The 12,566-nt window shown below is 65.7% G+C and carries 8 protein-coding genes; 4 read left to right on the top strand and 4 right to left on the bottom strand.

The window, feature by feature from the left end; all coding sequences use genetic code 11:
- Positions 1-89: 89 nt before the first annotated feature.
- The gene (locus tag ACLBWL_RS05405) at positions 90-2,837 is read left to right on the top strand and encodes a [protein-PII] uridylyltransferase (protein WP_447790904.1); all 2,748 of its coding nucleotides are present in this window, start codon (positions 90-92) and stop codon (positions 2,835-2,837) included.
- A gap of 182 nt (positions 2,838-3,019) precedes the next feature.
- Here ACLBWL_RS05405 and ACLBWL_RS05400 read toward each other — a convergent pair whose 3' ends face one another.
- The 3 genes from ACLBWL_RS05400 to thrS all read right to left on the bottom strand — a co-directional run bounded on the left by ACLBWL_RS05400 (position 3,020) and on the right by thrS (position 9,066).
- On the bottom strand, positions 3,020-5,932 hold the full coding sequence (locus ACLBWL_RS05400) for a TonB-dependent receptor (protein ID WP_447790902.1): 2,913 nt from the start codon (positions 5,930-5,932) through the stop codon (positions 3,020-3,022).
- 507 nt (positions 5,933-6,439) lie between these two features.
- Positions 6,440-6,958, bottom strand: a complete 519-nt coding sequence (gene infC, locus ACLBWL_RS05395; RefSeq protein ID WP_307086256.1) for a translation initiation factor IF-3 — start codon at positions 6,956-6,958, stop codon at positions 6,440-6,442.
- Between the two features lie 113 nt (positions 6,959-7,071).
- Positions 7,072-9,066, bottom strand: coding sequence for a threonine--tRNA ligase (thrS, locus tag ACLBWL_RS05390; RefSeq protein ID WP_447790900.1), 1,995 nt, complete (start codon positions 9,064-9,066; stop codon positions 7,072-7,074).
- A 134-nt stretch (positions 9,067-9,200) separates the two neighbouring features.
- Here thrS and ACLBWL_RS05385 point away from each other — a divergent pair, with 134 nt between their 5' ends.
- Positions 9,201-9,764, top strand: a complete 564-nt coding sequence (locus ACLBWL_RS05385; RefSeq protein WP_447790898.1) for a hypothetical protein — start codon at positions 9,201-9,203, stop codon at positions 9,762-9,764.
- Between the two features lie 178 nt (positions 9,765-9,942).
- Here the strand turns inward: ACLBWL_RS05385 and ACLBWL_RS05380 are convergent, their stop codons facing one another.
- The gene (locus ACLBWL_RS05380) at positions 9,943-10,758 is read right to left on the bottom strand and encodes an LD-carboxypeptidase (RefSeq protein ID WP_447790896.1); all 816 of its coding nucleotides are present in this window, start codon (positions 10,756-10,758) and stop codon (positions 9,943-9,945) included.
- 52 nt (positions 10,759-10,810) lie between these two features.
- Here ACLBWL_RS05380 and ACLBWL_RS05375 point away from each other — a divergent pair, with 52 nt between their 5' ends.
- Positions 10,811-12,220, top strand: coding sequence for a UDP-N-acetylmuramate--L-alanine ligase (locus ACLBWL_RS05375; protein WP_447790894.1), 1,410 nt, complete (start codon positions 10,811-10,813; stop codon positions 12,218-12,220).
- A gap of 26 nt (positions 12,221-12,246) precedes the next feature.
- Positions 12,247-12,501, top strand: a complete 255-nt coding sequence (locus ACLBWL_RS05370; RefSeq protein WP_447790892.1) for a DUF6356 family protein — start codon at positions 12,247-12,249, stop codon at positions 12,499-12,501.
- Positions 12,502-12,566: the final 65 nt, after the last annotated feature.

The raw sequence follows: 12,566 nt of genomic DNA, 5'->3' as shown, positions 1-12,566 counted from the left end.
TCGTCCTCCACTCGCGCGTCCGGTTACGTTTCGCGGGCGGTTTGCGCAATCCTGATGACGCACGCGCGTCGCGCCCCTATCTGCAAGCGATGACCGGCCGCTTCGACCACCTCCCCAACCGCCGCACGATCATCGATCGCCGCGCCGTCGCCGAAACCATCGCAGCGCTGCACGGCGGGGACGCCACTGCGCTCCGCCGCGACGCGACGGTGCTGCTGAAGGCTGCGCTCGACGCCGGCCGGGTCGAGGTCGAACGGCGCCTCGTCGAACATCCCTCGCGTGGGCTCGAAGCCGCCGGTGCGCAGGCCTATCTGATCGACGCGCTGCTCCGCATCCTGTTCGATTTCACCACGCAGCGGCTCTACCCGCTTCCCAACCCGACGATCGGCGAGCGGCTGACGATCATCGCGGTCGGCGGCTATGGCCGCGCGGAAATGGCGCCGCATTCCGATGTCGATATCGGCTTCCTGACCCCCGGCAAGCAGACGCCCTGGGCCGAGCGCGTGATCGAATCGATGCTGTATGCGCTGTGGGATCTCGGGCTGAAGCTCGGCCAGTCCAGCCGCTCGCTCGACGAGATGGTCCGCCAGGCCAAGGCCGACGTGACCGTCCGTACCGCGCTGCTCGAAGCGCGCTACGTGTGCGGCGATACCGAGCTTTACGAACAGGCGTCGCACCGCTTCAAGGCCGAGGTCCAGGCGGACACCGCGCGGACCTTCATCGCCGACAAGCTCGCCGAACGCGACGCGCGCCATCGCAAGATGGGCGACACGCGCTATGTGGTCGAGCCCAACGTCAAGGAGGGCAAGGGCGGGCTGCGCGATCTCCACGCGTTGTTCTGGATCGGCAAGTACATCTACGACGTCCAGCGCGCCGCCGAACTGGTCGGCGTCGGGCTGTTCACCAAGGCCGAGTACCGCCTGTTCCACCGCGCCGACAATTTCTTCCAGGCGGTGCGCTGCCACCTGCACAGCATCACCGGCCGCGCGGAAGATCGCCTGACGTTCGACCTGCAACGCGAGATCGCCGACCGGATGCGGTTCTCCGACCGACCGGGCAAGTCGAAGGTCGAGCGGTTTATGCAGTTCTATTTCCTGCAGGCGAAAACCGTCGGCACGCTCAGCGGCGTCTTCCTCGCGCATCTCGACGAGAAGTTCGCAGCGCGGGGACGGCGGTTCGGCCTGCCGACGATCCGTCGCTCGCCGCGCAAGTTGAACGGCTTCGTGCTCGATCGCGGGCGGTTGGCGCTACCGAGCGACGACTTTTTCCAGGCCGACCCCGGTCGCCTGATCGAGATCTTCCAGCTCGCCGACAAGCATGGCGTCGAGATCCATCCGCTGGCGATGCGCGCCGCCGCGCGTGATGCCAAGCTGGTCGACGACGTCCGCAACAGCCCGTCCGCCAACGCGCTGTTCCTCGACGTGCTGACCTCCCCGCGCGATCCCGAACTCGTACTGCGATGGATGAACGAGACGGGCGTATTCGGCCGGTTCGTGCCCGATTTCGCGCGCGTCGTCGCGCAGATGCAGTTCGACATGTACCATCACTACACCGTAGACGAGCACACCATCCGCGCGATCGGCCTGCTCGCGCGGATCGAGAGCGGTGTGCTGAAGGAGGAGCATCCGCTCGCCAGCGCGATCTTCGAACAGATCGTGTCGCGGCGTGCGCTGTATGTCGCGGTGCTGCTCCACGACATCGCCAAGGGCCGCGGCGGGGACCATTCGATCCTCGGTGCGGAGGTGGCGCAGCGGCTTTGTCCGCGCTTCGGGCTGACCGCGGCGGAGACCGAAACCGTCGCGTGGCTGGTGCGCTGGCATCTGTTGATGTCCGCGACCGCGTTCAAGCGCGACCTCAGCGACTTCAAGACGATCCTCGATTTCTGCGACGTGGTGCAGAGCCCCGAACGTCTCCGCCTGTTGCTGACGCTGACGATCGTCGACATCCGCGCGGTCGGACCGGGTGTGTGGAACGGCTGGAAGCGGCAGTTGCTCGGCGACCTGTACGAGTCCGCCGAGGAGGTGCTGCGCCTCGGCCACAAGCAGAAGGGCCGGGCCGAACGGATCGCCGCCAAGCAGGAACATCTGCGCGATGCGCTCGGCTGGGACGAGGACAGCTTTGCGACGCTCGTTCACCGGCTGCCCGAAGCGTATTGGATCGCGGAGCCGGAAGACGTGCTCGCGCACAATGCCCGCTTCCTCGCGACCACTTTCGACGCACAACTCGCGATTGACGCGCACGTCTATCCGGGGCGCGGTGCGACGCTGGTGACGATCTACGCGGCGGATCATCCAGGGCTGTTCTACCGCATTGCCGGCGCGATCCACGTCGCGGGCGGCAACATCATCGATGCGCGGATCCACACCACGCGCGACGGGATGGCGGTCGACAATTTCCTGGTGCAGGATCCGTTCGGGCGGCCATTCGACGAGTCCGGCCAGTTGTCACGGCTGAAGACCGCGATCGAGGACGCGCTCGCCAACCGCGGCAAGCTGGCGGATCGGTTGGTCGCCAAACCCCTGCCCCGGACCCGGGCGGAGGCGTTCGACATCGTTCCCAATGCGCTCGTCGACAACAAGGCGTCGAACCGCTTCACCGTGGTCGAGGTGAACGCGCGGGACCGTCCGGCACTGTTGAACCAGCTTGCCAACGCGCTGTTCCAGTCGAAGGTCACGATCCACTCCGCGCATGTCGCGACGTATGGCGAGCGGGCCGTGGATACGTTCTACATCACCGATCTGACGGGGGATCGGATCACGCAGCCGGCTCGGTTGAAGACACTGGAGCGACGGTTGCTCGCGGCGGCGGCGGGCGAAGAGATCGATCTGGCGGCTTAGCGCCACTGCGTTCTCCCGCGAAAGCGGGAGCCCAGGGTAACCAAGCGGGGCGCCTGTGATCCTGGGCTCCTGCGTTCGCAGGAGAACAAGGAGTTTTCGGGGGGATTTTCCGAGCAAAGGCTCTGGCACGGAAAAGCCGGCCCGCAGCGAACTGCGGGCCGGCTCCTCACGCAATCACCCGATCAGAACCGCGAGCGGAGCGTCAGGCCGTAGGTGCGTGGCTCGGCGAGGAAGGCCGAGTAGAGCGCGTTGCCGGTGCCGCCGTACGCCGCGACGTTGGCCGACGAGCCTGCACCCTGGAACGGCGTGTTGAACGCGACCTGGATGTAGTTCTTGTTGAACACGTTCTGTGCCCAGAACTCGAGCGCCCAGACCTGGTCCTTGCCGCGCAGACCGACGCGGGCGTTGACGACGGCAAAGCCATCCTGCTTCTTCTCGGGCGCCAGATCGGAGCCGGTGTTGTAGTCGGACGACAGGCGGCTATCGACGTAGAGCAGACCCGACAAGCCGTTCGCGCCGAGATCCGGCGTCCAGGCGAATGACGTCGTGACGACGTTCTTGGGCGCGTTCGACAGCTGGCTGCCCGGGAGCAGGAAGAGCGCGCGGTCGAGCGCCTCGCCAGTCGTCGAGCTGCCGATCAGGTTCTTGCGGAAATGCGTGTCGGCATACGTGTAGCCCGCGGTGAACGTGACCTGCTTGATCGGCGACATCGTCGCTTCGAGCTCGACACCCTGTGAGATCACGCCCGGCTTCTTCGAGCGGTTGGTGGGGCAGGTGCCGGTCTGCGCACCGGTGACGGGGTTGAAGCCGTTGTCCGAATCGAGCCCGTTGAGGTTGTCCTTACACGCTTCGATGTTCTGCACGACGAAGATCGAGCCGTTGAACGTGTTGAGCTGGAAGTCGGTGAATTCCTCGCGGAACGCCGCCACGTTGAAGGTGAAGCCGCGCGTGTTGAACTTCGCACCGATCTCGTAATTGTTTACCTTCTCGGCATTGAACCGCAGCCCCGAGGCATCGGCATTGCTGCGCGGCGAAAGCACGCCGTTGACGCCGCCGAGATCCGAGCGGTCGAGGTTGTAGCCGCCCGCCTTGTAGCCCTTTGCGTACGACGCATAGGTCAGCAACTTGGTGAACGGCTTCCACGAGAGGACCGCGGTGCCGGTGAATTCACCGTCGCCGAAGCTGTCGTTGAGGTTGAGGCCGTTGAGTGCGGTGCTCGAATTGCCCGTGCAGGTCAGCGTGACGATGCCCTGCGCATAGGCGGTGGCGCCGCTCTGCGTCTGCGTCAGCGGCGCGAGGGCCGCCTGCTGGATCGGGCAGACCGTGTTGTTGTTGTTGAACTTGGCGTTGAACGTCTTCGTCTCGTGCGTGTAGCGGAGACCGCCGGTCAGCGACAATGTGTCCGTCAGGTGCAGGATGTTGTGCGTGAAGAACGCGTAGTTCTCGCTCTTCTGGCGGTAGATCGAGCCCGAATCGCCGACACTGTTGACGCCGCCGCCAAGGCCGGGACCGCCGGTCAGACGATCGAGCGCGGATGTGATCAGACCGCCTGCGGCACCGAACGCACCGCGGATCGTTGCGCGGCCAAGCGCGCTCATGCAGCCCGGATTGTTCTGATTCTGTAGGGCGACATTCGGGCTGACCGTCGCGACGAGGCGGCAGGCGGCGAATTGCCCGTACTGCGCACCGAACGACGCGTTGTCGACGAGCTTCAGATTCTCCTTCGAGTAGAAGCCGCCGACCAGCCAGTCGAGCTTGTCGTTGAACAGCGAGCCCTGCAGGCGCGCTTCCTGCGTGAAGGTGTGGAACTGGCGATAGGCGTTGCCGTCGTCGGCACGGTGGGTCAGGTCGACGTTGGTATAATCGATGTCGCTCGCATTGCCCGACTTATACTCGCGGTACGCAGTGATCGACGTGAAGGTCGCGCCGCCGAGATCCCAATCGGCCTGCAGCGACCCGCCATAATCCTTGGTCGTGTTGCGATAGGTCTGGCCGGGCGTGACCGCGATCTGCCGGCTGTACGGATCGGTCATATTGCCCGCGAGCGGCAACACCGCGCCCTGCCGACGCAGGATATCGACGATCCGATTGCTGGCATTGTTGGTGACCGCGCCATCGGCATTGACCGTGCCGAAGAACGGCGCGACGCCGGCCGCGTTCGGCGTTGGATCGGTCGTTTCGACCTGGCTGTAATAGACCGCGCCGCAGCAGCTTTCCTTGCGATGCGAATAATCGCCGATCAGGCGGAAGCTCAGGCGATCGGTCGGCTTGAACAGCAGCTGGCCGCGGACGAAATAGCGATCGCGGTCGTTGACGCGGCTTTCCGAGCCGTTGGCTGCCGTGATGTTCTTGTAGAAACCGTCGCGCTTCACATAGACGCCGTCGACGCGGAACGCGAGCTTGTCGGCGATCAGCGGCCCGGTGATACCGCCGGCGACGCGCTTCTGGTCGTAATTGCCGTAGGTCGCCTCGGCGTTGCCGTGCCAGTCGAACTCGGGCGAGCGGGTGATGATGTTAATCAGGCCCGCCGACGCGTTGCGGCCGAACAGCGTGCCCTGCGGGCCGCGCAGCACCTCGACCCGGTCGATCTCGCCGAGTTCGTTGAGGCCGACGCCGGTGCGGCTGCGATAGACGCCGTCGATGAACACCGCGACCGAGCTTTCCAGGCCGGGGTTGTCGCCGACCGTACCGATACCACGAATACGCGCGGACGCGTTCGATTCGCTGCCGGTCGACGAGATCAGCAGCGACGGCGCAAGCTGGTTGAGCGAGCGGATGTCGCTGCCGCCCGAATTCTGCAACGCTTCCTGACCGACCGCCGACACCGCGATCGGTACGTTCGACAGACGCTCGGAGCGGCGGGTCGCGGTGATGACGATGTCACTGGCGTTACCGCCCGTATCCGCGGCGGCACTGGCCGCACGCGTCGTGTCCGCATCCGTTGCGCCGTTGGTCTGACCGGCGACCGACGCGTTGGCAGTTCCCTGCGACGGTGTCGCCTGCGCCTCGACGGTGGAGGTCGCCTGCTGAGCGAAGGCCGGCGTGACGATCGCCGCGGTTGCAACGGCGGACAACAGATATGCGGTCATACGCATCGGCATTCTCTCCCTGGACGTGTCCGAATGTTTTCGAACTTATGGTTTGGACGTTAGGTAGAGATAGATAGTGACGAACGTCTAGTGATTTCCGCATACGGCAACGGATTTTTGAATAACGTGTCTCCAAATCGTCACAGAGTGACAGACACCAAACCCTAGTTTCGAATTGCAACCGTTTGATCGATCGGAGAGGATGATGCGCGGGGTTGGCTCATGGGCGCCGCCCTGCGCTCGCCGTGGGTGGCGCGCTCCCGGACGTGGTCTCTGCCGTCATCCCGCGCAGGGGGGACTCGATATCCTCGGAGGTTTGCGATCCCCGGGCGAAGTCAGCCACTATGGGTTCCTGCCGCCGCGGGAAGGACGGCTGCAACAAGAGCGGGAGCGCACGCCCTTTCTCTCGACCCCGCTCCGTCCTACTGCCTCAGACACAAAAAAGGCCGGCCAGCCCCTCGGGACCGACCAGCCTTTCAACGCGCATCGCGACGGCGTGTGCCGCTCGCGTCGTTACTTCGGGGCGAGCACCATCAGCATCTGACGGCCTTCCATGCGGGGATACGCCTCGATCTTGGCGATCTCCGCGACGTCGTCCTGCACGCGCTTCAACAGGTTCATGCCGAGCTGGCCGTGGCTCAACTCGCGGCCACGGAAGCGCAGCGTGATCTTGACCTTGTCGCCTTCGCCGATGAAGTCGTTCACCTTCTTCATCTTCGTGTCGTAGTCATGGTCGTCGATGTTCGGACGCATCTTGATCTCCTTGATCTCCTGCGTCTTCTGCGACTTGCGTGCGAGGTTCGCCTTCTTCTGCGCCTCGTACTTGAACTTGCCGACATCGAGGAACTTGGCGACGGGCGGATCGGCGTTAGGCGATACCTCGACCAGGTCCAGGCCATGCTCGGCGGCCTGCTCGATCGCTTCGCGCGTGAACATCACGCCCAGATTCTCGCCCTCGTGATCGATCACGCGGACCTTCTGGCTCTGGATGAATTCGTTGAATCGCGGACCGTTCATCGCGGGCGTCTGCATCGGCCGGCGTATCGTGGGAGGACGTATGGGGGTTGCTCCTGAAGTTTATGACAAAGTATTTGGGTCGGCATATAGCGCAGAAACACGCGCGCGGAAAGCCGACCCGCTAGAGCTTACATATCGGGAGCGCGCGCCTCGTCCGCAACCCGTGCCGCCGCATCGGCGAGCGCCATCATCTCCTGGCCCTGGCTGCCGAGACGCCGGATCGCGACGGTATTCTCGTCCGCCTCACGCTTGCCGACTACGAACAGCAGCGGCACCTTGGCCAGCGAATGCTCGCGCACCTTGTAGTTGATCTTCTCGTTGCGCAGGTCGGTCTCGACGCGGATTCCGGCCTTGCGCAAGGTCGCGGCGACCTCATGCGCATAGTCGTCGGCGTCCGAGACGATCGTCGCGACCACGACCTGTACCGGCGCGAGCCAGAGCGGGAAGCGGCCGGCATGATGCTCGATCAGGATGCCGATGAAGCGCTCGAACGTGCCGAGGATCGCGCGGTGAAGCATCACCGGGCGATGTCGCTCGCCGTCCGCGCCCACATACGACGCGTCGAGTCGTTCGGGCAGCACGCGGTCGGACTGGATCGTGCCGACCTGCCACGTCCGCCCGATCGCGTCGGTCAGGTGGAATTCGAGCTTGGGCGCATAGAACGCCCCCTCGCCCGGCAGTTCCTCGAAGTTCGCCTTGATCGTGTCGCTCAGGCCCGATTGCATCACCGCCTCGCGCAGTTCCGCCTCGGCCTTGTCCCACATCGAATCTTCGCCGAACCGCTTCTCGGGGCGCAGCGCGAGCTTCACGGCATAGTCCTCGAAGCCGAGGTCCTTGTAGACGCTGTCGAGCAGCTCGCAGAACTTGCGGACTTCCTCGACCAGCTGGTCCTCGCGGACAAAGATATGCGCGTCGTCCTGCGTGAACTGGCGGACGCGCATGATGCCGTGCAGCGCGCCGTGCGGCTCGTTGCGGTGGCAGCAGCCGAACTCGGCCATCCGGATCGGCAGGTCGCGGTACGACTTGATCCCCTGCTTGAAGATCAGGACGTGCGCGGGGCAGTTCATCGGCTTCAACGCCATCCAGTCAGGTACAACACCGAAACCAACGGGGGCTTCGTCATCGCCTTCAACTACTGCGTCGGGAACGACGAACATGTTCTCGCGGTACTTGCCCCAATGGCCCGACTGCTCCCACTGCTTGGCGTCCATCAGCTGCGGGGTCTTCACCTCGGCATAGTCGGCCGCGTCGAGACGGCGGCGCATATACGCCTCCATCTGGCGCCAGAGCACGAAGCCCTTGGGATGCCAGAACACCGAGCCCTGCGCCTCGGACTGGAGGTGGAACAGGTCCATCTCCGCGCCGATCTTCCGGTGATCGCGCTTGGCGGCTTCCTCGAGGCGGAAGAGATGCTGGTCGAGCTGCTTCTTGTTGAGCCAGCCGGTGCCGTAGATGCGGCTGAGCATCGCGTTCTTCTGGTCGCCGCGCCAATACGCACCGCTGACGCGCGTCAGCTTGAAGGCGGCGGGGTCGAGCTTGCCGGTCGAGGCCATGTGCGGCCCGCGGCACATGTCGAGCCACTCGCCCTGCCGGTAGATCGTCAGTTCCTCGCCCTCGGGGAGTTCGGCGGCCCATTCGGCCTTGAAGCTCTCGCCCTGCTGCGTCCAGCGGTCGATCAGCTGCTGGCGCGACCAGACCTCCCGCACGAACGGCTCGTTGCGAGCGATGATCGCGCGCATCTCGGCCTCGATCGCGGGGAGGTCTTCGTCGGTGAACGGGCGGTCTTTTGGCGCGAAGTCGTAGTAAAAGCCGTCGTCGGTCGCGGGGCCGAAGGTGATCTGCGTGCCGGGGAACAGGTGCTGGACCGCCTCCGCCATCACGTGCGCGAGATCGTGGCGGACCAGTTCGAGCGCATCGGCCTCGTCGCGCGCGGTCACCAGCGCGAGCGCGGTGTCGCCCTCGAACGGCCGGTTGAGATCGCGCACCTGCCCGTCGATACGCGCGGCGAGCGCGGCCTTGGCGAGGCCCGGCCCGATCGCGGCGGCGACATCCGCGGGGGTAGTCCCGGGCGCAACCTCGCGGACGGAACCGTCGGGCAGCGTGATTCGGAACATTGCAGACATGGGAGACTTTCTCTCGGGATGACGCGCGCGGACCGATCCGCGCACGGCGTGTATATAAGGTGATACGCGCACAGGGCTACTCCAGACGGACATGCGCCGGATTGGGGGCCGTCTGGGCGGTTTGGGAGAGTGCGATGCTGGGTGTGGTGATGATGCTGTCCGCCGCTGCGGGTCCTGTTGCGGCCCCCACTGCAAGATGCGCGCCGACGCGGTTGGCGGCGTGCCACGATACGAACCAGTTGATCGTGACGCCGGCGTTCACGGCTGCGGTCCGGCGGTTCATCGGCAAGCGCAAGGCGTCGTATCTGTATGCGAACGGCGACGTCGCGGATCAGCAGATCGAGGTGCTTCACGGGCCACCCGACGAACCGACGCGGATCGGGAGCCTGTACCGCTTCACCGCATGTCGCGCGCATAGCTGCCCGGAGAAGGGCGCGGCGGTACTCGATCCGACCGGGACAATCGTAGCGCTGGGGATCCTGTATTCGCCGTGCGCGACCGCCGACATGCGCGACTGCAACCGGCGCGACGACCTGATCGTGTTCATGCGCGAGCGGGATCGGTTGCGGCGCGTCGAGGTGGTGGCGAATCTGCGCGCCTGGGCGGTCGATCAGGTGGCGGGGAGCTACACGGTGCCGGGGCAGCCGAAGGTGCGATTTGGCGGGATGCAGGTGATCGATCCGACGGCGGCACAATAGTCCGACTGCAGCACAATAGAAGGGGGTTGCACCCAAACTACCACCCCGGCGGAGGCCGGGGCCCAATTGGGAAACGTCGCTAACGGAGAGATGCGTTCAACTACTCCAAACTTTCCAATTGGGCCCCGGCCTCCGCCGGGGTGGAGCAATGTCAAATGTTATCTGATACCCACACAGCTCAAACCACCCCGAACGGCACCACCCGATTTGCCTGCGTATGCCCGATCTCCGCCCGCCCGAGATACGACACGCCCATGTCGCGCGACCAGCGGATCATCATGTAGTCGAGCGTCTCGCCCCATGGCGGATCGTTCTCCTGCACCGCGGTCACCGCGCCCAGCCGCAACCCGGCAATGCCCTTGAGCTGCGTCGCGTTGGCGACTTTGAACAGCATCCGGTCGATCGCGTATAGCGGCTCCGACACCTCCTCGACGATCAGCACGTGGTCGGTGAGGTCGGGTAGCCACGGCGTGCCGATCAGCGACGTCAGGATGCTGAGATTGAACGCCGCCGACGGCCGCCCGTCCAGCCCCGGCTCGAGCCCGGCCCGATCGCCGCGTACCATCCAGCCGAGCGACCGCGCGACCGTAGCCTCGCCGTCGTGGCGATTGATGTCACTGACCATCGGCCCGTGCACCGGCCGCCCGATCCGCCGAGCGTACAGCGCACCGAGCAGAAAGCCGACGTCCGAATAACCAAGATACGTCTTGTGCCGCGCCGCGCGGCCGAGTTCGGGCATGACCATCGCCAGGATGCGGTTCGCCCCATAGCCGCCGCGCAGGAACCAGATCGCATCGAACGCCGGGTCGTTGGCATATTCGAGGAACGCCGCCGCCCGCGCGAAGTCCGAGCCCGCGAAATGGCCGTCGGTCTCCAGGCATTGCGGGTGGAAGACCAGCTCGACCTCGGGGAACGCGGTCGCCGCGTAAGCGGTCATCTTCGCAATTGCCGCGGGATTGGCCCGGCTCGACGCGGCGAGCACACCGATGCGCATTGTTCGTGTTCCCGACCTTGCCCCGTTACCAAACCGCCCATATCGCGGGGCGATGGATATCAGCAAATCTTCATTCGGGCCCTGTTTCTTCGTCGGCATCGGTGGCTCCGGCATGATGCCGCTCGCGATGATCCTCGCCGGCCGCGGCGCGACCGTCGCCGGCTCCGACCGCAACCTCGACCAGGGCCGCGTTCCCGCCAAGTTCGACGACCTTGCCGCCAAGGGCGTCGCGCTGTTCCCGCAGGATGGCAGCGGGATCGTCTCGGCGGATCAGCTCGTCATTGCCTCGGCGGCGATCGAGGCGAGCGTGCCGGACATGATCGCGGCGGACGCGCTCGGCTGCACCCGCTCGACCCGCGCGGCGATGCTGGCGTCACTGTTTAACGACAGCCGGTTGCCGATCGGTGTCGCCGGCACCAGCGGCAAGTCGACCGTCACGGGCATGATCGGCTGGATACTGCATGTCGTCGGGCGCGATCCGACGGTAATGAACGGCGCGGTGATGAAGAACTTCGCGACCCCCGATGCACCGTTCGCCAGCGCGCTGGTCGGAGAGGGCGACGCGTTCGTCAGCGAAGTCGACGAGAGCGACGGCTCGATCGCGGGCTATGCGCCGAAGATCGCAGTGCTCAACAACGTCAGCCTCGACCACAAGTCGCTTGAGGAACTGCGTGTGTTGTTCGGGGACTTCGTCGCGAAGGCCGAGACGGCGGTGGTGAATGCCAATGATCCCGACGCCATCGCACTCACCGCCCGCTTGCCGCGCGGTCAGGTGACGACGTTCGCGATCGACGCGTCGGCCGACCTGCGCGCCGAGAACCTCAAGCCCGAGCCGTTCGCGATCCGCTTCGACCTCGTCTCGCGCGGGGTGCGGACGCCGGTGACGCTCGCGGTGCCGGGACGGCATAACGTCGCCAATGCGCTCGCCGCGATCGGTGCGGCGATGGCGGCGGACGTGCCGCTGGCCGATGCGGTGAAGGCGATCGCCGGTTTCACGGGCCTGCGCCGCCGCTTCGACTTCGTCGGCGAGGCGGGCGGCGTCGCGGTGATCGACGATTTCGGTCACAACCCCGACAAGATCGCCGCCACGCTCGAGACGCTGCACGCCTTCCCCGGCCGCCTGCTGCTGCTGTTCCAGCCGCATGGCTACGGCCCGCTCAAAGTCATGGGCCGCGAACTCGTCGCGACGTTCGTCGAGCGGATGGCGGCGGACGACGTGCTCGTCCTGCCCGACCCGGCCTATTACGGCGGCACCGTCACGCGGGAGGTTACGAGCGCCGACATCGTCGCGCAGATCGTCGCGGGCGGGCGCGACGCGCGCCATGTCGCCGACCGGGCGGACGCCGCCGCGGCCCTGGTGACGGAAGTGCGGCCGGGCGACCGGATCGTCGTGATGGGCGCGCGTGACGACACGCTGAGCATGCTGGCGGCGGGGATGGTCGACGCCTTGGCCGCGCGGTGATACGCTCGGCGCCAAGGAGACCGCCGATGTTCCGCCGCCTGTTCCTCGACCACCCCGCCACCGTCGGCGAGAGCTACACCGAGCATTTCGGCGTCGCCGGCCGCTTCGGTGTGACGATGATCAAGGGTGGCCTCGGCGCGCTGGTCCACGCGTTCATTCCCGCGCTCTGCAAGACGCGCGGCAGCGACACGGTCGCCGAACTCCACCGCCAGATGGTCCTGAAACGCGGCGCGGTCGCGGCGGACCAGACGCAGATGAAAACGGTCGAGTTTATCATCTGAGGCGCGGCGCAAGGTCGTTCTGCGATCCTCCCCCGCCAGGGGGAGGTGGCTGGCGCTTGCCAGAC

The sequence above is a fragment of the Sphingomonas sp. M1A8_2b genome, assembly GCF_053345535.1.
The sequence above is the reverse complement of the archived record's forward strand: the minus strand, read 5'-3'. Positions and strand labels throughout refer to the sequence as shown.